Below are 25442 nucleotides of genomic sequence, written 5' to 3' on the forward strand. Positions count from 1 at the left end.
TCACTTCGGCTTGACGACGTCGGTCTGCTTGCCCGAGCTGCCGATCACGTCCTTCTTCCAGCGCTCCAGCCACACCGGCTTCTTCGCCATCACCTGGCTCCAGTCGACCGGGATCAGCTTCACGCCCGCGATCGCGCGCTTGACCGCCTCGCCGTTCTTGCCGGCGAGCGGCACGTCGGTGCGGCCCGGGATGCCGTACATGTCCGGCACCTTCGACTGCACGTCCGTCGACATCAGGTAGTCGATCAGCTTCTTGCCCGCGTCCTGGTTCGGGCCGCTCTTGATCAGGCCGATGCCGTACGGGAGCTGGAACGTCGTCGGCTGGTCGCCGTCCTTCGCCGCGAGGAAGATCGGCTTGATCGACAGGCCGCCGTGCTCGGCGTCGTCGAGATCCATCTGCAGGTCGCCGTTCGCGAAGCTGATCTCGTTGCGCGACAGCAGCACGTTCAGGTAGCCCGTGCCCTTCGTGTGGAACTTCACGCTCTGCGACAGCTTCGCGAGATAGTCGAACGCCTTGTCCTCGCCCATCAGCGTGGTCGTCAGGATCAGCACCGCCATCCCGTCGCCGGCCGTGGCCGGGTTCGAGTACGCGACCTTGCCCGCGTAGGTCGGCGACAGCAGGTCGGCGAACGTCTTCGGCTGCTGCTTGACGACTTCGGGGTTGATCGCGAACGAGAAATAGTTGTTCACGAACGTCGCCCACGTCCCGTCTTCCGCCTTCGCGATCGCCGGCACGTTCTTGTAGTTGACGCTCTGGTACGGCTGCAGCAGGCCCATCTGGCCGGCTTGCTGGATGAACGGCGGCAGCGTGACGATCACGTCGGCCTTCGGCGAGTTCTTCTCGATGTTCGCGCGGTTGACGACTTCGCCGCTGCCCGCCGTGACGATGTTGACCTTCACGCCTTCCTTCTTCTCGAAGGCCGGCAGCACGTCGCGGTAGAGGTTTTCGAGGCCGTCCGCCGTATACAGCACGACCGCATTCGCCGCGTGCGCCGGCAGCGCGGCGCCTTGCAGCAGACCGGCGGCGCAGGCGGCCAGCGCGAGCTTGCGGAACGCGCCGGCAGCGGCGCGCGAGGAATTCTGCAGTGTCATCTCACTTCTCCGTAGACGGAACACCAAACGGCCGGGGCACGACCGGCTCTGTCGGCCAGAGTTGGCGCTTCAGCGCTTACTCTGGCCCCATGCAGAGCAGTAATAGGGGGCGAACCGCCAGCGGGCCCGCCTCGTCGCCGCCCGACCGGTACTGGACCGATGCGGTTTCGTGCGGCAAGCGAAGGATCACAGCGTTCGATGACAACCCCGTGACGACCGCCCACATTTCCACAAAATGACACAATTTGCCACTATGATGGCCGTCACCCGGAAACGCCACCCGGCGTTTCATCCGACCTTTGTTGGAGCAAAACTCATGTCCGCCACCGCCCCGATCCTGCTCACCCCCGGCCCGCTCACCACGTCCGCCGCGACGCGCGACGCGATGCAGCGCGACTGGGGCTCGTGGGATACCGAATTCAATCGCCTGACCGAAAGCGTGTGCACCGACCTCGTCGGCATCGCCCGCGGCGACGCGGAATACGTGTGCGTGCCGATGCAGGGCAGCGGCACGTTCGCGGTCGAAGCCGCGCTCGGCACGCTGGTGCCGCGCGACGGCGTCGTAGTCGTGCCGGACAACGGCGCGTACTGCGCGCGCATCCTGAAGATCCTCAGCCGGCTCGGGATCGAGGCGATCGCGCTGCCGTTCGGCGAGGCGTCCGCGGCCGATCCCGCGGCGATCGAGGCGGCGTTCGCGCGCGACCCGCGCATCACCCATGTCGCGCTGGTGCATCTCGAGACGAGCGCCGGCATCCTGAATCCGCTCGACGAGATCGCCGCGTGCTGCCGGCGGCATGGCAAGCGGCTGATCGTCGATGCGATGAGCTCGTTCGGCGCGCTGCCGATCACGCTCGACGGCAGCGGCATCGACGCGCTGGTCTCGGCCAGCGGCAAATGCCTGGAAGGCGTGCCGGGGATGGGGTTCGCGATCATGCGGCGCGACGCGCTGGAAGCGTGCGAAGGCCGCTCGCCGTCGCTCGCGCTCGACCTGCACGACCAGTACGCGTACCTGCGCAAGACCGGCCAGTGGCGCTTCACGCCGCCGACGCACGTGGTCGCCGCGCTGCGCGTGGCGCTCGACCAATTTCTCGCCGAAGGCGGCCAGCCCGCGCGCGGCGCGCGCTATGCGTCGAACTGCCGGACGCTGGTCGACGCGATGCATGCGCTCGGCTTCGAGCCGTTCCTCGATGCGCGCGTGCAGGCGCCGGTGATCGTGACGTTCCATGCGCCGGACGATCCGGCATACGACTTCAAGCGCTTCTACGACACGGTGCGCGACGCCGGCTTCATCCTCTATCCGGGCAAGCTCACGCAGCTGGAAACGTTCCGCGTCGGCTGCATCGGCGCGATCGACGCCGACGACGTCCGGCGCGCGGTCGCCGCGATCGCACGCGCGATCGAGGCGCTCGGCATCTCGCTGCGCCGCGCGTCCTGAACGAAAAAAGGGCCCGGCGGATTGCACCCGCCGGGCCCGAGGTCCTGCTGCCGCGTGTCCGCGTTACAGCACGATCCGCTTGATGTCGCCGACGACGAAGATGTACGACGCCGCGCCGATCAGCGCGATCACGCCGATGAACACCAGCGCGCCGACGAACGAGCCGGTCGATGCGACGATGAAGCCGACGACGAGCGGCGTGATGATGCCGGCGAGGTTCGCCGCGAAGTTGAAGATGCCGCCCGTCACGCCGAGCAGGCCGTCCGGCGCGATGTCGGATACGAGCGTCCAGCCGAGCGCGGCCATCCCCTGCGCGAAGAACGCGACCGACATGATCGCGATCACGGCTTCGTTGCTCTGCACGTAGTTCGCGAGGATGATCGTCGACGCGAGCAGCAGGCCGGCGATGATCGGCAGCTTGCGTGCGAGATTCGCGGACTTGCCGCGGCGCAGCAGCCAGTCGGAGAAGATCCCGCCGAACATCACGCCGACCGACGCGGCGATGAACGGCATCACCGCGAAGAAGCCGATCTTCAGCCAGCCCATGTGGCGCTCGGTCGCGAGATAGGTCGGGAACCAGGTCAGGAAGAACACGAGCGTCGAATTGCCCGCGAACTGGCCGAGGCAGATGCCGGCGAGCTGGCGCTTCTTCAGCAGTTGGCCGGCCATGCGCCAGCTGAATTTCGCCTGCTCGGGCCGGTCGTTCTTCTTCGCGCCGTGCGCGAGGCCGCCGCCCGCTTCGATGTACTCGATCTCCGCCTTGTTAGCGCCCGGATGGTTGTGCGGCTCGTGATAGAGCTTCCACCAGACGAGACCGAACGCGATGCCCACGCCGCCGACGACCCAGAACAGCGAACGCCAGCCGAACGCGCCCATCAGCGCGAACAGCACCGGGCTGAAGAACGCGAGGCCGATGTACTCGCCGACCGTGTAGGTGCCGGTCGCCATCGCGCGCTCGTTCTGCGGGAACCACGTCGCGACCACCCGGCTGTTGGTCGGGAAGCACGGCGCCTCCGTGATGCCGAGGCCGAGGCGGCACGCGAACAGAGTCGCGACGCCGGGCACGAAGCCCTGCAGCAGCGTGCACAGCGACCACAGCGTCATCGACCAGTAATAGGTGATCTTGCTGCCCAAGCGGTCGAGCACGAGGCCGCCCGGCACCTGCATCGCGACGTAGGTCCACGAGAACGCGGAGAACATGATGCCCATCACCGCCGCGTTGATGCCGAGCTCCTTGGTGAGCTGCGGCGCTGCCACCCCCAGCACGGTGCGGTCGAGGTAGTTGATCATCGTGCCGATCGCGAGCAGCGCGAGAATCCTGTAGCGCGCCGACGTGCGCCGGACCGTGCCGGCCGCCTGCGCTGGCTGAACCGGCGCATGGTTCGTGTGGGTGGTGTGCTGCATGGTCGTCTCCTGGTCTCGTCTTTCTCTGAATCTATCGAGGGTCAGCGCGCAACGAGCGCCTGAAAGTGGCCGAACATCCGCTCGGCGTCGGGCGTGCGTCCGGTGAAGATCTCGAACGCGTCGACGGCCTGGTAGACCGCCATCCCGCCGCCCGGCAGCGTCGCGCAGCCCGCCGCGCGCGCCGCCCGGATCAGTTCCGTCTCGAGCGGGAAGTACACGATGTCGGCGACCCACATCCCCGCATGCAGAAGTTCGGCCGGCAGCGGCAGGCCCGGATGCTTCGCCATGCCGGTCGGCGTCGCGTGGATCAGGCCGGTCGCGGCGCGCACCGCGCTCGCGAGGTCGTCGCCCTGCGTCACTTTCGCGGCCGGGAAGCGCTGCTGCAGCTCGTCGGCGAGCGCGCGGGCGCGCGACGCGTCGACATCGAAGATCGCCAGTTCGGCCGCGCCCATCTGCAGCGCCGCATGCGCGACGGCCGCCCCGGCGCCGCCCGCGCCGAGCTGGACGACACGTTCGAGCGATGCGCCGGGCAGCCCGCGCCGGAACGATTTCGCGAAGCCCGACCAGTCGGTGTTGTGGCCGATCCGCTTGCCGTCCTTGAACAGCACGGTGTTGACCGCGCCCAGCGCGCGCGCGTCGTCGGACAGCGCGTCGAGATGCTCGATCACGCGCTGCTTGCACGGATGCGTGATGTTCAGGCCCGTGTAGCCCATCTGCTCGGCGGCCGCGAGCAGTTGCGGCAGCGCGTCGACGCTCAGGCCGAGCGCGTCGAAATCGATGCGCCGGTAGACATAGCCGAATCCCTGGCGGAATCCTTCTTCCTCATGCATCGCGGGCGACAGCGAACCGCCGATGCCCTGGCCGATCAGGCCGATCAGAAAGGACGGGCGGCTCATCGCGCGGCTCCTTGCGAAAGAATGGTGGACATGCGCTGCAGCGCGAACACGTAGCCTTCGGTGCCGCAGCCGCAGATCACGGCTTCGGCGACCGCCGACACGTAAGAGTGGTGGCGGAACGGCTCGCGGCGGTGCACGTTCGAGATGTGGACCTCGATCACCGGCTTCGCGATCGCCGACAGCGCATCGGCCAGCGCGACCGACGTGTGCGTATACGCGGCCGGGTTGATCACGACGCCGTCCGTGTCGTGACGCGCCGCGTGCAGCCAGTCGATCAGCTGGTGCTCGGCGTTCGACTGGCGGAATTCGATTTCCAGCCCGAGCGCATCCGCCGCGACGCGGCAGCGCTGCTCGACGTCGGCGAGCGTTTCCGCGCCGTAGATGTGGGGTTCGCGCGTCCCCAGCAGATTCAGGTTCGGGCCGTTCAGCACCAGGACCTTGCGCTTGCTCATGTCAGTTGCTCCGAAAACGGGGGCTCATCGCTATGCGACTTCGCCCCCTCACGTCAAGATTCGACGCTAGTGTGCGCTTGCGCAAACGCAAAGTCTTTTCGGGTTTTCGCTAATTTGTACCACCTAGTTAGTTTGTATAATCCACTCCATCAACCCAGTAAATTCGGGATATGGCGCGTTCCCAGGACTCCACGACTGGTTCATTCAGGGTCAAGTCCAGCCGGCGCCGCCCCGTTCATCCGCAGGATTCGCCCATGCAGCGCTCGATCGCCACCGTGTCCCTGTCCGGCACGCTCGCCGAGAAGCTCGCCGCCATCCAGGCCGCGGGTTTCGACGGCGTCGAAATCTTCGAGAACGACCTCGTCTACTTCGACGGCTCGCCCGCCGACGTGCGGAATATGGCCGCCGATCTCGGCCTCGACATCGTGCTGTTCCAGCCGTTTCGCGATTTCGAGGGCGTGAGCCCCGCGCAGCTCGCGCGCAACCTCGACCGGATCAAGCGCAAGTTCGACGTGATGCACGCGCTCGGCACCGACCGCATCCTCGTCTGCAGCAACGTGTCGCCCGATACGATCGCAAGCGACGGGCTGCTCGTCGACCAGCTCGGCGCGCTCGCCGAGGCTGCGCGGCAGGCGGGCGTGGTCGCCGCGTACGAAGCGCTCGCGTGGGGGCGGGTCGTGAAAACCTACGGCCACGCGTGGCGGCTCGTGAACGCGGTGAACAGCCCGCATCTCGGGCTCGCGCTCGACAGCTTCCACACGCTGTCGCTCGATGATTCGCCGGACGCGATCGCCGACATCCCCGGCGACCGAATCGCGTTCGTGCAGATCGCCGACGCGCCGAAGCTCGTGATGGACGTGATCGAATGGAGCCGCCACTTCCGCTCGTTCCCCGGCCAGGGCGACTTCGACCTCGCGCGCTTCACCGCGCGCGTGATCGAGGCCGGCTACACGGGGCCGCTGTCGCTCGAGATCTTCAACGACGGCTTCCGCGCGGCGCCGACCGCGCTCACCGCCGCCGACGGCCACCGCTCGCTGCTCTACCTGGAAGAGCAGACGCGCGCGCGGCTGGCGCGGGAAGGCCGCGCGCCGGGCGCCGGCCAGCCGCTGTTCGCGCCGCCGGCGCCGCCCACGCACGTCGGGTTCCAGTTCATCGAATTCGCGGTCGATGCGCCGGCCGCGGCCAACGTCGGCGAGTGGCTCGGCAAGATGCGCTTCCGGCTCGCCGGGCGGCACCGCTCGAAGGACGTGACGCTGTTCCAGCACGGCGCCGCGTCGATCGTGCTGAACGCGGAGCGCGATTCGTTCGCCGACGCGTTCTTCCAGCAGCACGGGCTGTCGCTGTGCGCGTCGGCGTTCCGCGTGGACGACGCGAAGGTTGCGTTCGAACGCGCGGCGGGCTTCGGCTATGCGCCGTTTTCCGGGCGCGTCGGCCCGAACGAGCGCGTGCTGCCGAGCGTGCAGGCGCCGGACGGCAGCCTCGAATACTTCGTCGACGAGGCGCCGAACGCGCCGACGCTCTATGAATCCGATTTCGTGTTGACCGACATCGACGGCCCGAGCGAGGTCGGCCCGCTGACCGGCATCGACCACGTGTGCCTCGCGCTGCCCGGCGACGCGCTCGACACCTGGATCCTGTTCTTCAAGACCGCGTTCGGCTTCGAGGCCGAGCGCAGCTGGCTCGTCCCCGATCCGTACGGCCTGATGCGCAGCCGCGCGGTACGCAGCGCGGACGGCTCGGTGCGGATCGCGCTGAACGCGTCGGTCGATCGCCACACCGCGGTCGCCGAATCGCTGGACCGCTACCACGGCACCGGGCTGAACCACGTCGCGTTCCGCACCGACGACATCGTGAAGACGGTCGCCGAATTCGCGGCCGACGGCGTGCCGTTCCTGCGCATTCCGCGCAACTACTACGACGACCTCGCCGCGCGCTACGCGCTGCCGGACGACGTCATCGACACGCTGAGCGCCCACCACCTGCTGTACGACCGCGACGACAGCGGCGGCGAGTTCCTGCATGCGTATACGGAACTGGTCGACAACCGCTTCTCGCTCGAGATCGTCGAGCGGCGCGGCGGGTACGACGGCTACGGCGCGGCGAACGCGGCCGTTCGCCTGGCGGCGCAGGCGCAGCGGAGAAAATAAGGGACGGGGAAAAACCGGGTGCGACGAAAGGTCATCGCCTATTTGTCTGGCGAATCGGCCACGCATGCACTACGCTGGCGCAAGTGCCGTTGGACGCCCGCCTGAAGCGGCTTGCGCCGATCTGGTTCGCGAAGCCACCGCCGTGCCGTTACATGCCGTAACCACCGGCTCGCCGTGGCCGGTCAACGACCGGGGCGTTTTAAGAATCGCTTAAGTCTTCGACGGCACCATCCGCAACCATACCCGAAGACTCTGTCGAACTAGGAGGACAGCGATGAGCGCCGTAGTTGCACCCGCGGGCCGCCCGGCCGCGCCCCCTGCCAAACCCAAGACGATGCTGCGCCGCCTGCTCAGCCATCACGAAATCGCGACGCTGCTCGTGCTGCTGCACGCGCCGATCGGCGCCAACGCGAAACCCGAACTGCCGGCGCTGCAGGAAGCCGGCCTCGTCGAAATGGTCAAGCTCGACGCCGATGCGCAGCCGAGCTTCCGCCTGACGGCAAACGGCACGGCCGTGCTGAAAGGCCTCGGCTATCGCTGAACCGGCGGCGGCAGCCCGCCGCCGTTGCTGTCGAGGCGCAATACCGCGACGAACTAGCTGTCGCGCTTCCGAAAGGCCGCCTCTCCCGCGTCGGACACCTCGACCCACTTCGGGTCGGGCGCGGCGTCGGGCACGTAACTGTCGTGCCAATTCCACCATTTGTACGGCCGGCCCTGCGGGTACCCCTCCGGCGAATCCTCCCACGTCTCCTGACGGCCGAGCGCCGTCATGTCGAGATAGCTCCACGTGGTGCCCATCGCCTCGTCGCCGCGACTGTTGATGAAATACGTGCGGAACACGCGCTCGCCGTCGCGGATGAATGCGTTGTGGCCGTGCCATTCGTCCACGCCGAAGTCGGCGTCGAAACTGTCGGTGATCGTGTACCACGGGATATTCCATCCCATCCGCGCCTTCAGGCGCGTGATGTCGGCCTGCGGCGCGCGTGACGCGAACACGAGGGTGGTGTCGCGGGCGTTCAGGTGAGCGAGGTGGCCAACGTGGTCGGCCACCATCGAACAGCCGATGCATGCATGCTCCGGCCAGCCGTGCACGCCGGGCTCGAAGAACGCGCGGTACACGATCAGTTGGCGGCGCCCGTGGAACAGGTCGAGCAGGCTCGCTCTGCCGTCAGGGCCGTCAAATGCATACTCTTTTTCCACGGCAACCCAGGGCATCCGCCTGCGCTCGGCGGCCAGTGCGTCACGGGCGCGGGTCAGCGCCTTCTCCTTGGCGAGCAGCCGCTCGCGCGCAGCCGCCCAGTCCTGCGGCGACACGATCGGCGGCGTCTTCATCGCAGGCTGCCCCTCCTTCCTTCCGTCGTCCGGTGATGTGGTCGTGGTCATGGCTGCCTCCAGGTCAGAGCGATCGCTCGCTGTGGGTCATGAGACAGTTTTAGTCGCCGGTCATCGAATGGTGGGAGTGACAAATGTGGCGAGATTCATTTTCCGGGCGCTCCGGGTCATCCCGCGCGATCCTGCAGCATCATCCGGTATTCCGTCGGCGTCACGCCGACCGTCGCCTTGAACTGGCGCGTAAACGCGCTGTGATCGGTGTACCCGCATAGCGCCGCGACGTCGGTCACCTTGTCGTGCGTGACCAGCAACGCGGTCGCGGCGTCGAGCCGCGTCTTCAGCAGCACCTGGCGCGGGGTCAGGTGGAACACCTTGTGGAAATAGCGCTCGAGCTGCGCGACCGACATCCCGGCCATCAGCGCGAGCTGCTTCAGGTTCAGCGGCTGCACGTAGTGATCCTGGATGTACTGGACCACGTCCGCGAGCTTGCTGTACGCGGGATGCGACCCTTCATGCGCCTTCAGGTCGCGCGAGATGCCCGCGAGGCCGACCACCTTGCCGGCCGCGTCGCGCAGCGGCTCCTTGCAGGTCAGGCACCAGCCCGGCTGGCGGCCGGGGTACAGGTGCAGTTCGAGCTGGTCCATCAGCTGGTGGCCGGCGGTGATCGTCGCCATGTCCTGCTCGAAGTAGCTGCGGCCGAAGCGGCGCGGGAACACCTCGTCGGTGGTCTTGCCGAGCAGGTCGCGCTTGTCCTTGTAGCCGCAGCGCATCGCCAGCGTGCGGTTGACGAGCGCGTAGCGGCCGTCCGCATCCTTCACGAAGAACGCCACGTCGGGCAGCGCGTCGAAGACCGGCTCGAGCAGCCGGAAGTGCGCGAGCATCGCGCCGAAATCGGCGTTGTCGGGCTGGTAGCGCAAGGTGTCGGACAGGCTCATGGACGGTACGGCAAGCGTGGTCGTCATCCCGGCATCCGCTAGGCGAGTGGCTGATGGCGTCGATTATAGGAGCGCGCCCCACTTGCGGCGCGCCGGGCGAGTGATCCCGCGCGTGCAGTCGGGCGCGCGCGAATCCGCCATCCTAAAAAACGCGGCCGCGTCGCGTCTTGGCGCGATTGCGCATGCGAAATGACGATTTCGGCATATATCAGGGTTATCGACGATATGCCGAAATCGTCGCCGGCCGCGCTCGGAACGCGCAAGACGCGCGCATTTTCGCTACCTAGACTTGCTTCACGGTCACGAGACGCCACACGGCCCTGCCGGCGTGCGACCCGCATGACGTGCCGCAATCGCCGCCCGACGCGCCGATTTCAGCACAGCGTCTCGCCCGGTTCACCGGCCGCCGGCCCACATTCCGGCGCCGGCCCAACCACGCCATCAAGGGGAAGTGAAAGTGAAGCTGAAGGTATCGCACGTCGCGCTGGCCGCTGCCTGCGCATTGTCGGGCGCCCACGCGATCGCCGCCGACGTCGTCAGGATCGGTTTCGTCGCGCCGCTGACCGGCCCGCAATCTAACTACGGCACGGACATGCAGAAAGGCGTGCAGCTCGCGATCGCCGATTTCAACGCAACCAATCCGACGATCGGCGGCAAGCCGGTCACGTTCCAGCTCGATTCGCAGGACGACCAGGCCGACCCGCGCACCGGCACGACCGTCGCGCAGCGCCTGATCGACGACAACGTGCGCGGCATCATCGGCCACTTCAACTCGGGCACCAGCATCCCGGCGTCCGACCTGTACGATCGCGCGGGGCTGCCGCAGATCTCGATGGCGACCTCGCCGCAATACACCGCGCGCGGCTACAAGACCACCTACCGGCTGCTGACGAGCGACGCGCAGGCGGGCCGCATCGTCGGCACCTACGCGGTGAAGACCCTGCGCTTCAAGCGCATCGCGATCATCGACGACCGTACCGCGTACGGCCAGGGCATCGCCGACGAATTCGCGAAGGCCGTGCAGGCCGCGGGCGGCACGATCATCAAGCGCGACTTCACGAACGACAAGGCGCTCGACTTCTCCGCGATCCTGACCAACCTGAAGGGGATGAACCCCGACGCGATCTTCTACGGCGGCGGCGACGCGCAATCGTCGCCGATGATCCGCAAGATGCGCCAGCTCGGGATCAAGGCCGCGTTCGTGACGGGCGAGATGTCGCGCTCGCCGACGTTCCTGAAGGTGGGCGGCGCGGCGGCGGAAGGCGCGATCGTCTACATGGGCGGACTGCCGAAGGAGAAGATGCCCGGCTTCGCCGGCTACGCGGCGCGCTACAAGGCGCGCTTCAACGAAGACGTGATCACCTATTCGCCCTACTCGTACGACGGGACGATCGCGCTGCTCACCGCGATGAAGGACGCCAATTCGACCGACCCGAAGGTCTACACGCCGTATCTCGGCAAGGTGACGGTCAAGGGCGTGTCGGCGGACCGCATCGCCTATGACGCGAAGGGCGACCTGAAGGATGCGCCGGTGACGATCTACCGGGTCGAGGGCGGCGCGTTCAAGCCGGTCGACACGATCGCCGGCAACTGACGCAGCGGCACCGCGCGCGGCGCGGCGGCGACCCGTTCGCCCGCCTGCGCCGCGCCCGCTCGCCGCCACCGCAGCTGCCGCCGGAAAGTTTCATGCCCGCCTTGCGCACGTTCGTGCTCCTGTAGAATCCTCCCACTCGCTTGACACTCGTCCCCGCTTGCCCGACCCGGGCGACGCGATGCGTGTTCCGTGCGCCATCCGCGCCCGGCGCACCTCGTCAACGAGGCAGGCCGCGCCCTGGAGACGCGGCGCCGATTCAAACAATTAATTCGAATATCGATCGCCCTGACCATGCAAGCTTCCGAATTGAGCGGCGTCCCGCGCGCCGCGGAGCGCGCGCTGACGCGCAGCGACTACAAGACCCTCGGCCTCGCCGCGCTCGGCGGCGCGCTCGAGTTCTACGACTTCATCATCTTCGTGTTCTTCGCGCCCGCGATCGGGCAGCTGTTCTTCCCGCACGACATCCCAGAATGGCTGCGCGTGCTGCAGACCTACGGCATCTTCGCGGCCGGCTATCTCGCGCGTCCGCTCGGCGGCGTGATCATGGCGCACTTCGGCGACCTCGTCGGCCGCAAGCGGATGTTCACGCTGAGCGTGCTGATGATGTCGGTCCCGACGCTGCTGATGGGCCTCCTGCCGACCTACGACACGGTCGGCATCCTCGCGCCCGTGCTGCTGCTGCTGTTCCGCATCCTGCAGGGCGCGGCGGTCGGCGGCGAGGTGCCGGGCGCGTGGGTGTTCGTGTCCGAGCACGTACCGTCGCGCCACATCGGCTACGCGTGCGGCACGCTGACCGCGGGCCTCACGGCCGGCATCCTGCTCGGCTCGCTCGTCGCGGCCGGCATCAACCGCCGCTACGCGCCCGCCGAGGTCACCGCGTTCGCGTGGCGCATCCCGTTCCTGCTCGGCGGCGTGTTCGGCCTGTTCTCCGTCTACCTGCGCCGCTGGCTGCACGAGACGCCGGTGTTCGCCGAAATGAAGGCGAAGAAGGCGCTCGCGGCCGAGATTCCGCTGAAGGCCGTGCTGCGCGACCACGGCCGCGCGGTGATCGTGTCGATGCTGCTCACGTGGATGCTGTCCGCGGCGATCGTCGTCGTGATCCTGATGACGCCCGCGCTGCTGCAGAAGCAGTTCCACCTGTCGCCGGCCACGACGCTGTTCGCGAACAGCGTCGCGACGCTGTGCCTGACCGCCGGCTGCATCACCGCGGGCTCGCTCGCCGGCTGGATCGGCGCGAAGCGCGTGCTCGGCATCGGCGGCCTCGTGCTGGCCGCGTGCTATTACCTGCTGTTCGCGCAGGTCGCGGCCGACGCGTCGACGCTGCCGGTCTACTACGGGATCGCGGGCTTCGCGGTCGGCGCGATCGGCGCGGTGCCGTTCGTGATGGTCAAGAGCTTCCCGGCCGTCGTGCGGTTCTCGGGGATCTCGTTCTCGTACAACGTCGCCTATGCGATCTTCGGCGGCCTCACGCCGGTGATCGTGTCGCTGATGATGAAGTCGAATCCGCTCGCGCCGGTGGTGTACGTCGCGGCGATCTGCGTGCTCGGCGCGATCGCGGTGCAGTTCGCGAAGGACGCGGACTGAGCGCGGAAAACAACACACCTCGCGCATGACAGACAACGCCACGGTCGAAAGTCCGTGGCGTTGTCGTTTGCGGGGCATCGCACGCGCCTGACCGGCAGCGCTCAGCCGTTCGCCGCAGCGGCCGACGCCGGCGCAGCCGCCTTGCCGTAGTCGACCGGCTGGTCGGCCGGACGCGGCGTCTCGCCGGCCCGCTGAATCCAGCCGCCGCCCAGCGCGCGATACAGGTCGACGAGGTTGGTCCAGCGCGCGAGCCGCGCGGTGATCAGCGTCTGCTGCGCCGAGTACAGGTCGGTCTGCGCGGTCAGCACCGACAGGTAGCTGTCGACGCCGTTCTTGTAGCGCAGGTTCGACAGGTCGTAACGGCGCTGCTGCGCGTGCTCGTTGCGCTCGAGCGCGCCGATCTGCTGGTCGTACGTGCCGCGCGCGGCGAGCCCGTCCGCCACTTCGCGGAACGCCGACTGGATCGCCTTTTCATAGTTCGCGATCTCGATGCGCTTCTGCACGTGCGCAAGATCGAGGTTCGCGAGATTCGCGCCGCCCTCGAAGATCGGCATCGCGATCTGCGGCGCGAACGACCACGCCGCGGTGCCGGCCTTGAACAGCCCGCCGAGCGTCGGGCTCGCGGTGCCTAACGCGCCCGTCAGCGAGATGCGCGGGAAGAACGCCGCGCGCGCCGCGCCGATGTTCGCGTTCGCGGCGAGCAGGTTCTGCTCCGCTTCCATGATGTCCGGACGACGCGCGAGCAGATCCGACGGCAGCCCGGCCGGGATGTCGGTCAGGAAATTCTGCGCGTCGAGCGGCATGCCCGCCGGCAGGTCGTCCGGCAGCGGCTCGCCAACGAGCAGCACCAGCGCGTTGAGCGCCTGAGCGCGCAGACGCGCCTGCGCCTGCTGGTTCGCGAGCGCCGTCTCGACGATCGTCTGCGCCTGGCGCAGGTCGAGCTCCGAGCCGGTGCCGTTGTCGAACTTCAGCTTCGTCAGGTCGTACGACGCCTGCGCGGTCTTCAGCGTGTCTTCCGTCACTTTCAGCAGGTCGTCAAACGCAAGCACCGTCAGGTACTGATCCGCGACCTGCGACACCAGCAGGATCTCCGAAGCCTTGCGGGCCTGCGCGGTCGCGAAGTATTTCGCGAGCGCCTGGTCCTTCAGGCTCTGGAGCCGCCCGAACAGGTCGAGTTCCCACTGCGCCTGCAGCCCGACGTTGTAGATTCGCGTGATCAGCGGCGCGCCGGTCGTCGACACGCCGGCCGGGAAGCGCTGGATCGAGCCGGTGCCCGTCGCATCGAGCGTCGGCATCAGGTCCGCGCGCGTGATCTGGTACTGCGCGCGTGCGGCCGCGACGTTCAGCACCGCGACCCGCAGGTCGCGGTTGTTCTTCAGCGCGATCTCGATCAGCCGCTGCAGGCGCGGATCGACGAAGAACTCGCGCCAGCCGATGTCGGTCGCCGCCCGGCCGTTCGCGCTGCGCGCGCCGGCCTTCGCGGCCGGCTGCGTCGCGTAGACGCCGCCCGCAGGAAACGCCTGCGCGACAGGCGCATCCGGTCGCTGGAAATGCGGCGCCATCGTGCAGCCCGCGGCGAAGAGCGCGACCGCCGCGGCGGCCGCAACACGGATTCGATTCATGATTCTCCCGGTGCGCGCCGTCGCGGCGCGCGTTGTCGATTGCGCGCTCAAACCGTCTCCAGCACGCGCGCGCGTTCGCTCGTCGCCGCCTCGCGATGCCGCTTCGCGATCAGCGTGTACACGGTCGGCAGCACGAACAACGTGAACAGCGTGCCGACCAGCATGCCGGTCGAGACCGTGATCCCGATCGCGAAGCGGCTGGCCGCGCCCGCGCCGCGCGCGAAGATCAGCGGCACGAGCCCGGCGACCATCGCCGCGGTCGTCATCAGGATCGGCCGCAGCCGCACCGCGGCCGCGTGCTCGATCGCCGCGCGCCGGTCGAGGTTCTGCGTGCGCTGCAGTTCGTTCGCGAAGCTCACCATCAGGATCCCGTGCTTCGAGATCAGCCCGATCAGCGTGACGAGCCCGATCTGCGTATAGATGTTCAGCGTCGCGAAGCCGAGATACAGCGGCACGAGCGCGCCGCACACCGACAGCGGCACCGACACGAGGATCACGAGCGGATCGCGCAGGCTCTCGAACTGCGCGGCGAGCACGAGGAAGATCACGACGAGCGCGAACACGAACGTGACGGTCAGCCGGTTGCCCTCCTGCACGTACTGGCGCGATTCGCCGAGCCAGTCGATGTCGTAGCCGGCCGGCAGCGGCTGCTTCTGCAGGAACTCGACCGCCTGCCCCATCGTCACGCCCGGCGCGGCCACGGCCGACAGCGTCGCCGAGTTCATCTGGTTGAACTGCGTGAGCGCGTTCGCCTGGCTGCCGTTCGACACGTGCACGACCGTCGCGAGCGGCACCATCTTGCCGCTGCGCGTCTTCACGTAATAGCGGTTCAGCATGTCGGACGACAGGCGCTCCGCGCGCGCGACCTGCGGAATCACGTCGTACGAGCGCCCGTTGTGGTCGAAGCGGTTCACGTAGTTCTCGCCGACGAGCACCGCGAGCGTATCGGCGATGTCCTTCATCGTCACGCCGAGCGCGTTCGCCTGGTTGCGGTCGATCGTCACGCCGACCGCGCGGCTGTCGAACGTCAGGTCGCTGTCGACGACCGCGAACAGCCCGCTCTTCGCCGCAGCTTCCTTCAGCTTGCCCATCGTCGCGAAGATGTCCTTGAAGTCGGCCGGCGCGCGCAGCACCATCTGGATCGGCAGGCCGCCGCTCGACGCGGGCAGCGACGGCAGCAGGAACGTGAACACCTGGTCGCCGGCAATCGCGTTCGCGCGCGCCTGCACGAGCGCCTGCAGATCGGCGGCGCCGCGCGTGCGCTTCGACCAGTCGACGAGGTTCACGCCGGCGAAGCCGAGGTTGGCGCCGCCGACGCCGTTCAGCACGAAGCTCGTATCCGCTTCCGGCAGCGAGCGGAACACCTTCTCGACTTGCGGCGCGTAGCGTTCGAGGTAGTCGAGGTTCGCGTACTGTGGCGCCTTCACCTGCAGCATGATCGAGCCCTGGTCCTCCTGCGGCGCGAGCTCGCGCTTCACGCCGCTGAACAGCAGCCCGATGCCGAGCAGCACGCCCGCGCCGAACACCAGCACCGCCGGCCGCGCGGCCAGGCTCGCGTGCAGCATCCGCCGATAGCCGTGCGTGACGCGCGACAGCGTGTGCTCGATCGCGCGCGCGATGCGCCCCTCCGACATCCGGCTGTCGAGCAGCAGCGAGCTCAGCATCGGCGACAGCGTCAGCGCGATCAAGGCCGACACGCACACCGCGCCCGCGAGCGTGAACGCGAATTCGCGGAACAGCGATCCGGTCAGCCCGCCCATCAGGCCGATCGGCGCGTACACGGCGACGAGCGTGATCGTCATCACGATCACGGGCGACGCGATCTCGCGCGCGCCGAGCAGCGCCGCGCGCGCGGGCGGCTCGCCGGATTCGATGTGCCGATGGATGTTCTCGACGACGACGATCGCGTCGTCGACGACGAGCCCGATCGCGAGCACCATCGCGAGCAGCGTGAGCAGGTTCAGCGAGAAGCCGGCGGCGAGCATCAGCGTGGCGGAGCCGACGAGCGCGAGCGGGATCGTCACGACCGGGATCACGACCGCGCGGAACGAGCCGAGGAACAGGAAGATCACGATGACGACGATCGCGATCGCCTCGATGATCGTCTCGCGCACCTCGTCAATCGACGCATTGACGAAGCGCGCGACGTCGAACACGTCGCCGATCCGGATGCTGGCCGGCTTGTTGCGCTCCATCGTCGGCAGCAGCGCCTGCACGCCGCGCACGATGTCGAGCGGGTTGCCCGACGGCGTCGCGTTGATCGCGATGTTCACCGCGCGATGGCCGTTCATCAGCGCGCTCGCGTTGTATTGCTGCCCGCCGAGCTCGATGGTCGCGACGTCGCGCAGCCGCACGAAGCTGCCGTTCGCGTCGGACTTCACGACGAGGTTGCCGAACGCGCCGACGTCGGTCAGGTCGGTATTCGCGGAGATGTCGGCGACCGTGAGCGCGCCCTTCACCTGGCCCGGCGCGGCCTGCACGTTGTTCGCCTTCAGCGCGCTCGCGACGTCCGCGGCCGACAGCCCGTGCGCGGCGAGCCGCGACGCGTCCAGCCAGACCCGCATCGCGAGGTTCTGCCCGCCGACGATCTCGGCCGACGCGACGCCCGGCACGGTCGTGACGAGCGGCTGCGCCACCCGCACCACGTAGTCGGTGATCTCCGGAATCGACAGCGTGTCGCTCGAGAAGCCGAGATACATGACGGCCGTCGGCGCGTCGGTGAGCTTCGTGATCACCGAGTCGTACGCGCCTTCGGGCAGCTTGTACTTGACCTCCTGCACCTTCGCCATGATTTCCGTCATCGCGCGGTCGGCGTTCGCGTTCAGGCGCAGCCGCGCCTTCACGACGCTCTTGCCCTGCGTCGACGTCGAGCTCAGGTACTCGATGCCGTCCGCGGTCGCGATCGACTGCGCGATCGGCGTCGTCACGAAGCCCTGCATCAGCGCCTGCGACGCGCCCGGGTATGCGGTTTCGACGCTGATCGTCGCGCTCTCGAGCATCGGGTACTGGCGCACCGGCAGCGCGCCGAGCGAGCGCAGGCCGATGAGCAGGACCAGCAGGCTGCAGACGAGCGACAGCACCGGCCGCCGGACGAAGATGTCGGTGAAGCGCGCGCCTTGGGTGGGTCCTTGCGTGGGTCCCTGCGTGGGCTGGCTCATCGCACGGCCTCCGGTTGCGCGGACGCATCGGCGAGCGCCTGCACCTTCGCGCCCGGCGCGACGCGCAGCTGCCCGGTCGTCACGACCACGTCGCCGGCGCGCAGCCCGTCCTCGACGACGATGCGGCCCCGGTCGCGCGCGCCGATGCGCACCTGGCGCACGCGCGCCACGCCGACGCCGCGTGCGTCGCGCTGCTCGACCACGACCACGGTGTCGCCCGCCTGCGACGTCTGCACCGCGGTATCCGGCACGCTGATTACCGTATCGCGGCCCGGCAGCGCCAGGTGCGCATCGATGTACATGCCCGGGCGCAGCAGCTGGTCGGCGTTGGCCACGGTCGCCTGCACGGTGATGTTGCGGGTCTCGTCGCCGACCTGCGGCTCGATCGCGGTCACGCGCCCTTCGAAGGTGCGGCCCGGGTAGGCATCCGTCGTCACGCGCACGGTCTGCCCGAGCGCGACGCGGCTCAGCGCCTTCTGCGGCACCGTGAAGTTCGCGTGCAGCGCGTCGAGATCGGTGAGCGTCACGATCGCGTCGCCCGGATTCAGGTACTGGCCGAGGTTCACGCGCCGCAGGCCGATCACGCCGGAGAACGGGGCGCGGATCAGCTTCTGCGTGATCACGGCCTGCGTCTCGCGGATGTCGGCGCGCGCAGCGTCGAGCTCGTAGCGGCGCGCGTCGAAGGTCGCCTTCGGTTCGGCGCCGTTCGGCACCAGCTGTTCGGCGCGCGCGAACTGCCGGCGCGTGTAGTCGGCCTTCGCCTGCAGCCCGGCGAGCTTTGCCTGCTCGGGTGCATCGTAGAGCTGCACGAGCGGCTGTCCGGCGCTCACGCGCGAGCCCGCGACGAAGCGGATGTCGACGACGCGCCCGGCGACTTCGGGCGCGATCGTCACCTGCCGCACCGCTTCGAGCGAACCGACCGCATCGAGCGACGGCTGATCGGCGCGCGGCGCGACGACGACGGTTTCGACAGGCAGCGGCGCGGCGGGCGCGGCCGGCCGATCGGCGGCCGACACGCGTTCCATGCGCCACAGGAACAGCGCGCCGAACAGGACGGCCAGCGCGCCGACGGTATAGAACGTTGAGCGTCTCATTCGAATCTTCCCGATGAAGTGAGTCATGGTGTCAGTGTGGTCGGGCCCACACGCGCCAGATGTCAATTTTTTGAAGGCCCGTTTAAATATTTCGTGCGGCGTCCGTACAAAAAAAAGCGCCGCACGTCAGGCGAAAACCGGACGTGCGGCGAGAAATCGCCCACCGCCGTGGTCAGGATCGGGGAGTGGGCGGGCGCAGCGCGTCAAGGGACCACGCGCGCGCATACGGATGCCACATCGCGAGCAGCACAGCGCCGAGCAGCAGCAACGGGTTCGTGCTCACGGCCCCGCACATCAGGAACAGCGCGGACATCGCGGCGGCCGCGGCGATCCCCCAGCCGGCCGCGACGCCGAGCAGGATCGACAGGCCCGCGCCGAGCTCGAGCCACGGCACCACGACGTTGATCGCGGCGACGTGCGGCAGCGCGAAGCGGCCGATCGCGTCGACGAGCGCGAGCCGCACCGCGTCGGGCGCCGCGGCGGAGCGGGACGCCACGGCCGCGAGGAACGGTGCGGCATCGAAGCTCCCGGCGAGCTTCGACAGCCCGGCCCACGCCCAGAACGCGCCGAGCACGAGCCGCAGCGCGAGCGCGGCGGCCGTCCTCATCGCGCCACCTGGACGTGCAGCCGATGCAGTTGCCGGAACGCGAGCGAGGTCACCCCGAGCAGGCAGACGAACATGGCCGCGATCGCCGCGTTGGTCGCGATCGGCAGCGCGCTCACGACGCCCGACGCGAGCGAACCGAGCACCAGCATCAGGCAGCCCTGCAGGCTCGCCGCGGCGCCCGCGCGCCCCGGAAACAGCGCCATCGAGCGGGCCATCGCGTTCGAGAAGATGAAGCCCTGCGCGAACGCGATCAGCATGATCCCGCCGAGCGCGGTGACGAGCACGAGCGCGGTGCCGCTCGACGCGACGCACGCGACGCCGAGCGCGAACAGCACGATCCCGCCGCGCATCAGTTGCTCGCCGCTGAAGCGCTTGATCAGGCTGCGGTTCAGCGTCGTGCCGCCGAGGTAGCACAGGCCGACGGCGAGCGCCGTCGAGCCGAAGTACGACGCGCTGTGCCCGAGGCGATGCTGCACGATGTACGGCCCGATCACGTTCCACATCAGGAACGCCGAGAAGCTCATCCCGAGCATCCCGACGGCGGACAGGAAATGCGGATCGGACAGGATCTCGCGGTAGCCCGCTATCGTTTGCGCCGGCGTGCGCCGCATCTCGGGCCGCAGCGACTCGCGCAGCCCCGCGAACGCGAACGACAGCACGACGAGCCCGTAGCCGCAATAGACGACGAAGTTCCAACGCCAGCCCGCCATCTCCTGCACGATCCCGCCGACGTACGGCGCGATCACCGGGCCGAGCCCGAACGCGAGACTCAGGTAGACGATCGCGACGCGGAAACGGTCGCCCTTCACGGTATCGACGAGCACGGCGCGCGCGACCACCTGGCATGACCCGATCGCGAAGCCCTGGATCGCGCGGCCGATCATCAGCGCCTCGAACGTCGGCGCGGCGACCGCGAGCGCGCTGCCCGCGATGAACAGCACGAGGCCGGCCAGCACGGACGGCCGTCGCCCCCACCAGTCGGCGAGCATGCCGAACGCGAGCTGGCCGATCGCATAGAACACGAGCGTGATGGTGATCGTGTTCTGCATCATGCTCGGCGCGACGCCGAGCTCGCGGCCGATCGCCGGAATGCTCGGCGCGTACAGGTCGATCGCAATCCCGCCGACGCTGTTGATCAGCGGCGCCAGGAACACGAGAAAGTTTTCGTATCGTTTGGAATCGGACATGGGGACGTTCCAGATGTAACAAGGCGGGCCGGCGCCGAAGCGCACGGCCCACCGGGATCAATGACCGGTCGCGGCAAGCGCGACGTGCCGGGAAGCGCAGCGCGGCGGCGGCTTGTCGTCGAGCGGGCTCCAGGCCGGCAGCTCGCCGCGCGCGGCCATGCCGTCGATCTTCACCATGATCACGCGCGGCGCGTTGTCGTAGTAAGTGCCCCAGTCGACGTGCGGGTCGCGCACGCGGCTCACGCATGCGTGACCGAGATCGTCATAGCCGATCTGCAGCGACTGCACGATGTGCCGCACCCGCTCGGTCGCCGTCATCAGCACGTACCGGTAGTGATGCTGGGCAAGCGTGCGGAACACGTTCGCGATCAGGTAGCGCCCCGCGCCCTTCGAACCGAACGACGAGAACTGCCCGAGTTCGACGAGCTCCGCGCGCGACAGCCCGTACAGGTTCGTCAGCGACTCGTCCAGATAATGCTCCGAGAAAAGCTGGGCGCTGTCGCCCCAGCTCAACCCGACGCACGCGTAGCCGGGCAGCGTCATCGCGCGGTCGGTCAGGCACCAGAACTGGTCGGGACGCGGCTCGGGACGCGCGCCGTGCGCCTGGTAGTAGTTCTGGGCGACCGCCAGCTGCATCGCGCGATAGGCGGCCTGCCCCGGATGGAAAGTTCGTACGATGTGCACGTTCGGCTCCCGATCAGTACAGCGACGCCGCGAGATCGCGCTCGATCAGCTGGCGGCGCGGCCGCCCCGTGACCGTGTAATAGTCCTTGCGGAAGCCCTCGATGTCGGTCACGACCCGCACGCGCCGCACCCGCGCGAAATCCGCGAGCCGTGGCTCGAGGCGCGCCATCTCGCCGCGAATCGCCGCCTCGTCGTGCTGCGACAGCACGATCGCCGCCGGCTCTTCCCGGCCTTCGCCGAACACGACGATGTCGTCGATCAGCGCGCTTTCCTTGTAGACCGTCTCCACCCACTCCGGCGAGATGTTGCGGGCCGTCGACAGGATGATCACGTGCTTCTTGCGGCCGGTGATGTACAGGTAGCCGTCGACGATCTCCGCGATGTCGCCCGTGTGCAGATAGCCGTCGGTGAGCTCGCACGACGTGTCGTCCGAGTTGTAGTAGCCCGCGCAGAGCGTCGGGGTGAGCACGCGCAGCTCGCCGTCGACGATCGTCGGCACGATGCCGTCGAGCAGCGGGCCGGCGGAGCCGATGCGGCGATGCCCCGGATAGTTGAGCGAGATGATCGAGCTGTTCTCGCTCAGGCCGTACGCTTCATAGACCTGCACGCCGCGCTTGTCGAGCGATTCGAGCACGGTGGCCGGAATCTTCGCGCCGCCCGTGATGATGTGCGGATTGCGGCGGCCGAACAGGCTCGTGACGCTGGTCGAATCGAGCAGCGCGTCGGCTTCCTCGAGCAGCTTCGGCGGCAGGTACAGGAAGTTCGGATCGACCTGCGCGATCAGGTCCAGGTAGTCGCGCGCATTGCCGCTGCGCGCGCCGTACTCGGCATAGCGCGCCGGCATCAGCGTCAGCGAGCCGCCGGACAGGATCGGCAGGAACACGCCGAGCACCTGTTCGATCAGCAGGCTCATCGGCACGATCGACAGGTAGTCGAGCGGCGCCTGCGGCACGCGCTTCAGCACGTTCGTCACGAGCAGGCCGACCGCCTCGTCGCGGATCTTCACGCCCTTCGGCTTCGACGTCGTGCCGGACGTATGGATGATCCCGCAGATGCCGGGCTCGATCCGCTCGCCGGCCGGCGCGCCCTGCGCGGGCCACGCGCTGCGTTCGCTCGCGGCGTCGAGGCACGCGATGCCCGGCAGGATCGCGCTGATGCGCGCCGCGGTGCGCGCGTCCTGCGCGAAGATCGCGGTGGCCTTGTGCAGCAGGCTGCCGATCTGCTCGTCGGCGAATTCGATCGGCACCGGCAGCAGCACGGCCTTCACGCGGAAGATCGCCAGCATCGTCGCGACCCACGTGTAGCTCGAGCGGGCGGCGATCCCGAACACGAGCCCGCTGCAATCGCCGTACACGTCCTGCAGCGTCGCGGCGATGCGCTCCACGTCGGCGCGCAGTTCCGCGAGCGAATAGTCGCGGCCTTCCATCTCGCGCACGACGATCCGGTCCGGCGCTTCGGCAAAATGACGTTCGAGAAGTGCGCTGATCATGCAATGGCTCCTTTGCGATAGCTTTGCGCGCCGAAGATCCGGCGGCCCGTGTCGACGAGGCGGCGGCGGCCGTGCATCGCGCGGGTGTTGTCGATCACGACGATGTCGCCCTTGTTCCAGAACAGGTCGTACGTGTAGCGTGCGGTCGCGTCCTTGATCTCGTCCCACACCTCGAAATCGATGTCGGTGCCGTCTTCCCACGTGATGAGCGGCGGTTCGTAATTCACGCTCGGCCCGAGCAGCGAATTGCAGAACGCGCGGCGGCCGGAGAAGCAGCTCGTGGTGATCGCGTTCGTCACGCGTTCGGACGACACGAGGAACGGGTCGAGCCGGCGGTAGTGCTGGCCCGGCACGCGCTGGTTGACGACTTCGAGATGCGTGTCGTTCACCTCATGCGCAGGCACCTGCAGCTCGATGCTCAGGAACCGCTGCACGTTCGGCCAGGGAATGCGGCGCGCGTACTTGATCTTGCGCTGCTCGAACAGGCGGCGGGTGGCCGGCGACAGTTCGTGCAGCACGCGCTGACCGTCGCAGATCGTCGTCTCGGAGCCGACGCGCGCCGGCTCGAGGCAGAAGAACCACTGCAGGTCCGGCGTGAACGGCAGGTTACCGTTTTCCTGGTGCAGGCCCATCTCGAGGTGGCCCGCGTCGATTTCCGCGGTGTTCTCGGTCGACGCCTTGCGCGCCGGATCGAACGTGACGCGCGCCGAGTGCTGGCTGACGAAACGGTTGAAATCCTCGAGCGTGTCCGCGAAATTGCGGTAGATCACGACGCCCGAGTGGGCGAGATTTTCGTACAACTGATCGGTATCGACGATGTCGATCGCCTTCTGGCCCGGCTCCAGGCTCTCGATCAGTTCGAAACCGAAACGCGGCAACGGTTTGTGGTGGACCTGCGCGGTGACTACGTCAACATCCATCATGTGTGCCTCTCACTCTCAGTGTGGTTAGTGTTGGTGTGTTCGAGTCTTGGCCTCGTCGAACACCACCCAATTTACCGACACGAAGCGGCACGCCGTTTTAAAAATTAAAAGCTGAATGTAATTTTGTTGAGAGATTCGTGAGAAAGCGCCCGGGTGCTGCCTCACGCGAAAGAATCGGCCGGGCGGCGCGCGCCGCCCGGCCCCCGCTCAGAGGGCGTGCGCCGCGCCAGGTTCGAGCGCGTTCGCGCTCGCGAGGTCCTTGAACAGCATCCGCATGCTGCGGATGTCGTGGTTCTTCTCCATCTGGGTCGCCCAGATCACGTCGAGCGTGAACGTCGGGAAGCCGAGCGGCACGTCGCAGATCTGCACCGACGGCGGGATCGACAGGTACGGAATCAGCCGCTGCGGCAGCGTCAGCACGACGGGCAGCCGCGAGACGATGTTCAGGCAGGCCTGATACGTGTTCGCCCGCGCGACGATGTTGCGCGACCGCCCGAGCTTCTCGAGCCAGCCGTCGATCATGTTGCGCTCGGAGATCCACGGCGTCGGGAACACGTGATGCATGTCGCAGAATTCGTCGAGCGTCACGCGCGTCGTCGGCGCGAGCTTGCGCGACGCGGTCAGGCACACGAACGTGTCGGACAGCACCGATTCCCATTGCAGGTCCGGATGCAGCCGGTGATAGCCGGGGCCGAAGCCGGTCGCGAAATCGATCTCGCCGGCGAGCAGCCGCTCGACCGGCAATTCGCGGCCGAGCCGCTCGACGATCAGCGACGTCTCGCGGCCGCGCTTCATGAACGATTCGAGCACGCCCGGCAGCAGCAGCAGCTCGAAATACTCCGGCGCGCACACGCGGATCACGCGGTGCGCCGCCGCGGCGACCTGGTCGTCGTCCATGTCCGCGCAATGGTTGACCGCATCGATCACGTTGCGCAGATACGGTTCGATCGCCTCGGCTTTCGACGTCGCCACGAGGCTGCCGTGGTCGACATCGAACAGCACGTCGTGAAAGCAGTTACGCAGCCGCTTCAGGCAATAGCTGACGGTCGGCTGGCTGATGCTCAGCACCTCTGCGGTGCGGCGCGCGCTCTTGTGTTCGTACAGGCACAGAAACACCATCACGTCCTGCAAGTCGAGTTGGCGCAATACGTTGTTGTTGAGCACGATATGTCCTGGTCGTTTTCGTTGTCGTTGTGATGCGTGCGGGCCCTCTCAAGCCCGGACGGTCCGGCGCGCGGTCCATGCGTGCCGGCCGCGTGGCTAGCCGGTCCCGTCGTCCGGCGCCAGCGCCTCGCCCGGCAGCGCGAGCAATGCGGTCTTCAGCAGCGTGGCGAGCGCCCCGCGCTGGTCGCGGGTCAGCCCGCCGAGCAGCAGGTCCTGCGTCTCGACGTGCACCGCCACCGCCCGGTCGATCAGCGCGAGCCCGTCCGGCGTGAGCCGCACCGCGAGCCCCCGGCCGTCGTGCGGATTCGGCACGCGCTCGACGAAGCCCGCCTGTTCGAGCCGCATCAGCCGGTTGGTGATTGCACCCGACGTGATCATCAATGAGCGATACAGTTGCGTCGGCGACAATTCATACGGCTTTCCCGCGCGCCGCAGCGTCGCGAGCACGTCGAACTCCCCTTCCTTGAAGCCGAACGGCGACAACGCCTCGGTGCGCGCCTTTTCGCAGTGCTTCGCCAGCCGCGCCAGCCGGCCGAAGATCTCCATCGACGTCACGTCGAGCCCGGGCCGCTCGTCGCGCCATTGCGCGACGACCCGGTCGACGTGATCGACTTGATCGCTGGATGCCTGAGCGCCCATGAAT

The 25442-nt window shown here is 68.0% G+C and carries 21 protein-coding genes; 5 read left to right on the forward strand and 16 right to left on the reverse strand.

The genetic code is table 11. The features are described 5' to 3' along the window. Positions 1-1092: a 2-aminoethylphosphonate ABC transporter substrate-binding protein gene (phnS, locus tag B7P44_RS30880; protein WP_084909620.1), complete on the reverse strand. Its 1092-nt coding sequence runs from the start codon at positions 1090-1092 to the stop codon at positions 1-3. A 316-nt stretch (positions 1093-1408) separates the two neighbouring features. On the opposite strand from phnS, the gene B7P44_RS30890 reads away from it, so the two are divergent. Then, entirely contained in the window at positions 1409-2527 is a 1119-nt protein-coding gene (locus tag B7P44_RS30890; RefSeq protein WP_084909621.1) for a 2-aminoethylphosphonate--pyruvate transaminase, read from the forward strand. A 63-nt stretch (positions 2528-2590) separates the two neighbouring features. Here B7P44_RS30890 and B7P44_RS30895 read toward each other — a convergent pair whose 3' ends face one another. Genes B7P44_RS30895 through aroQ form a run of 3 tightly spaced genes read right to left on the reverse strand, consistent with a single transcriptional unit; the run spans position 2591 to position 5279 of the window. Continuing rightward, positions 2591-3931 (reverse strand): MFS transporter, encoded by a 1341-nt coding sequence (locus B7P44_RS30895; RefSeq protein ID WP_084909622.1) that lies wholly within the window; start codon positions 3929-3931, stop codon positions 2591-2593. 41 nt (positions 3932-3972) lie between these two features. Beyond that, on the reverse strand, positions 3973-4827 hold the full coding sequence (locus tag B7P44_RS30900; RefSeq protein ID WP_084909623.1) for a shikimate dehydrogenase: 855 nt from the start codon (positions 4825-4827) through the stop codon (positions 3973-3975). Then, on the reverse strand, positions 4824-5279 hold the full coding sequence (gene aroQ / locus B7P44_RS30905) for a type II 3-dehydroquinate dehydratase (RefSeq protein ID WP_059614160.1): 456 nt from the start codon (positions 5277-5279) through the stop codon (positions 4824-4826). The genes B7P44_RS30900 and aroQ overlap by 4 nt, the downstream gene beginning before the upstream one ends. A gap of 254 nt (positions 5280-5533) precedes the next feature. Between aroQ and B7P44_RS30910 the strand changes: the two genes are divergently transcribed. Then, entirely contained in the window at positions 5534-7426 is a 1893-nt protein-coding gene (locus tag B7P44_RS30910; RefSeq protein WP_084909624.1) for a bifunctional sugar phosphate isomerase/epimerase/4-hydroxyphenylpyruvate dioxygenase family protein, read from the forward strand. A 274-nt stretch (positions 7427-7700) separates the two neighbouring features. Further along, positions 7701-7967, forward strand: coding sequence for a hypothetical protein (locus B7P44_RS30915; protein ID WP_084909625.1), 267 nt, complete (start codon positions 7701-7703; stop codon positions 7965-7967). 53 nt (positions 7968-8020) lie between these two features. On the opposite strand, the gene B7P44_RS30920 is transcribed toward B7P44_RS30915, so the two are convergent. Next, positions 8021-8809: a DUF899 domain-containing protein gene (locus tag B7P44_RS30920; RefSeq protein ID WP_084909626.1), complete on the reverse strand. Its 789-nt coding sequence runs from the start codon at positions 8807-8809 to the stop codon at positions 8021-8023. Positions 8810-8925: 116 nt separating this feature from the next. Next, positions 8926-9720 carry an AraC family transcriptional regulator gene (locus B7P44_RS30925; protein ID WP_084909627.1) on the reverse strand — a complete coding sequence of 265 codons (795 nt, stop codon included), beginning with the start codon at positions 9718-9720 and terminating at the stop codon, positions 8926-8928. Positions 9721-10150: 430 nt separating this feature from the next. Between B7P44_RS30925 and B7P44_RS30930 the strand changes: the two genes are divergently transcribed. Together B7P44_RS30930 and B7P44_RS30935 are read left to right on the forward strand one after the other, a co-directional pair. Then, positions 10151-11287 (forward strand): branched-chain amino acid ABC transporter substrate-binding protein, encoded by a 1137-nt coding sequence (locus B7P44_RS30930; RefSeq protein WP_084910124.1) that lies wholly within the window; start codon positions 10151-10153, stop codon positions 11285-11287. 291 nt (positions 11288-11578) lie between these two features. Next, positions 11579-12871: an MFS transporter gene (locus B7P44_RS30935; protein ID WP_084909628.1), complete on the forward strand. Its 1293-nt coding sequence runs from the start codon at positions 11579-11581 to the stop codon at positions 12869-12871. Positions 12872-12972: 101 nt separating this feature from the next. Here B7P44_RS30935 and B7P44_RS30940 read toward each other — a convergent pair whose 3' ends face one another. From B7P44_RS30940 to B7P44_RS30985, 10 genes are all read right to left on the reverse strand, one after another. Then, positions 12973-14493, reverse strand: a complete 1521-nt coding sequence (locus B7P44_RS30940; protein WP_084909629.1) for an efflux transporter outer membrane subunit — start codon at positions 14491-14493, stop codon at positions 12973-12975. A 47-nt stretch (positions 14494-14540) separates the two neighbouring features. Continuing rightward, positions 14541-17651, reverse strand: a complete 3111-nt coding sequence (locus B7P44_RS30945) for an efflux RND transporter permease subunit (RefSeq protein ID WP_084909630.1) — start codon at positions 17649-17651, stop codon at positions 14541-14543. Further along, positions 17648-18745, reverse strand: a complete 1098-nt coding sequence (locus B7P44_RS30950) for an efflux RND transporter periplasmic adaptor subunit (protein ID WP_193834348.1) — start codon at positions 18743-18745, stop codon at positions 17648-17650. The genes B7P44_RS30945 and B7P44_RS30950 overlap by 4 nt, the downstream gene beginning before the upstream one ends. A gap of 172 nt (positions 18746-18917) precedes the next feature. Continuing rightward, positions 18918-19352, reverse strand: a complete 435-nt coding sequence (locus B7P44_RS30955; RefSeq protein WP_084909631.1) for a DoxX family protein — start codon at positions 19350-19352, stop codon at positions 18918-18920. After that, positions 19349-20539: a multidrug effflux MFS transporter gene (locus tag B7P44_RS30960; protein ID WP_084909632.1), complete on the reverse strand. Its 1191-nt coding sequence runs from the start codon at positions 20537-20539 to the stop codon at positions 19349-19351. The genes B7P44_RS30955 and B7P44_RS30960 overlap by 4 nt, the downstream gene beginning before the upstream one ends. 57 nt (positions 20540-20596) lie before the next feature. Continuing rightward, a complete protein-coding gene (locus B7P44_RS30965) occupies positions 20597-21223 on the reverse strand; it encodes a thermostable hemolysin (protein ID WP_084909633.1) in 627 nt (208 codons plus the stop codon). Positions 21224-21236: 13 nt separating this feature from the next. Next, entirely contained in the window at positions 21237-22712 is a 1476-nt protein-coding gene (locus B7P44_RS30970; RefSeq protein WP_084909634.1) for an AMP-binding protein, read from the reverse strand. Next, positions 22709-23635 (reverse strand): TauD/TfdA family dioxygenase, encoded by a 927-nt coding sequence (locus B7P44_RS30975; RefSeq protein ID WP_084909635.1) that lies wholly within the window; start codon positions 23633-23635, stop codon positions 22709-22711. Before B7P44_RS30975 ends, B7P44_RS30970 begins: the two co-directional genes overlap by 4 nt. A 207-nt stretch (positions 23636-23842) precedes the next feature. After that, positions 23843-24799, reverse strand: a complete 957-nt coding sequence (locus B7P44_RS30980) for a LysR family transcriptional regulator (RefSeq protein ID WP_084909636.1) — start codon at positions 24797-24799, stop codon at positions 23843-23845. 96 nt (positions 24800-24895) lie between these two features. Then, positions 24896-25438 carry a MarR family winged helix-turn-helix transcriptional regulator gene (locus B7P44_RS30985; protein ID WP_084909637.1) on the reverse strand — a complete coding sequence of 181 codons (543 nt, stop codon included), beginning with the start codon at positions 25436-25438 and terminating at the stop codon, positions 24896-24898. Positions 25439-25442: the final 4 nt, after the last annotated feature.

The organism is Burkholderia ubonensis subsp. mesacidophila (assembly GCF_002097715.1).
Lineage (GTDB): Bacteria > Pseudomonadota > Gammaproteobacteria > Burkholderiales > Burkholderiaceae > Burkholderia > Burkholderia mesacidophila.

Bases quoted from the DNA above. Each gene is read 5' to 3' on its own strand.
- phnS (WP_084909620.1), bottom strand. From the start codon at position 1,092: ATGACACTGCAGAATTCCTCGCGCGCCGCTGCCGGCGCGTTCCGCAAG.
- B7P44_RS30890 (WP_084909621.1), top strand. From the start codon at position 1,409: ATGTCCGCCACCGCCCCGATCCTGCTCACCCCCGGCCCGCTCACCACG.
- B7P44_RS30895 (WP_084909622.1), bottom strand. From the start codon at position 3,931: ATGCAGCACACCACCCACACGAACCATGCGCCGGTTCAGCCAGCGCAG.
- B7P44_RS30900 (WP_084909623.1), bottom strand. From the start codon at position 4,827: ATGAGCCGCCCGTCCTTTCTGATCGGCCTGATCGGCCAGGGCATCGGC.
- aroQ (WP_059614160.1), bottom strand. From the start codon at position 5,279: ATGAGCAAGCGCAAGGTCCTGGTGCTGAACGGCCCGAACCTGAATCTG.
- B7P44_RS30910 (WP_084909624.1), top strand. From the start codon at position 5,534: ATGCAGCGCTCGATCGCCACCGTGTCCCTGTCCGGCACGCTCGCCGAG.
- B7P44_RS30915 (WP_084909625.1), top strand. From the start codon at position 7,701: ATGAGCGCCGTAGTTGCACCCGCGGGCCGCCCGGCCGCGCCCCCTGCC.
- B7P44_RS30920 (WP_084909626.1), bottom strand. From the start codon at position 8,809: ATGACCACGACCACATCACCGGACGACGGAAGGAAGGAGGGGCAGCCT.
- B7P44_RS30925 (WP_084909627.1), bottom strand. From the start codon at position 9,720: ATGACGACCACGCTTGCCGTACCGTCCATGAGCCTGTCCGACACCTTG.
- B7P44_RS30935 (WP_084909628.1), top strand. From the start codon at position 11,579: ATGCAAGCTTCCGAATTGAGCGGCGTCCCGCGCGCCGCGGAGCGCGCG.
- B7P44_RS30940 (WP_084909629.1), bottom strand. From the start codon at position 14,493: ATGAATCGAATCCGTGTTGCGGCCGCCGCGGCGGTCGCGCTCTTCGCC.
- B7P44_RS30945 (WP_084909630.1), bottom strand. From the start codon at position 17,651: ATGAGCCAGCCCACGCAGGGACCCACGCAAGGACCCACCCAAGGCGCG.
- B7P44_RS30950 (WP_193834348.1), bottom strand. From the start codon at position 18,745: ATGAGACGCTCAACGTTCTATACCGTCGGCGCGCTGGCCGTCCTGTTC.
- B7P44_RS30955 (WP_084909631.1), bottom strand. From the start codon at position 19,352: ATGAGGACGGCCGCCGCGCTCGCGCTGCGGCTCGTGCTCGGCGCGTTC.
- B7P44_RS30960 (WP_084909632.1), bottom strand. From the start codon at position 20,539: ATGTCCGATTCCAAACGATACGAAAACTTTCTCGTGTTCCTGGCGCCG.
- B7P44_RS30970 (WP_084909634.1), bottom strand. From the start codon at position 22,712: ATGATCAGCGCACTTCTCGAACGTCATTTTGCCGAAGCGCCGGACCGG.
- B7P44_RS30975 (WP_084909635.1), bottom strand. From the start codon at position 23,635: ATGATGGATGTTGACGTAGTCACCGCGCAGGTCCACCACAAACCGTTG.
- B7P44_RS30985 (WP_084909637.1), bottom strand. From the start codon at position 25,438: ATGGGCGCTCAGGCATCCAGCGATCAAGTCGATCACGTCGACCGGGTC.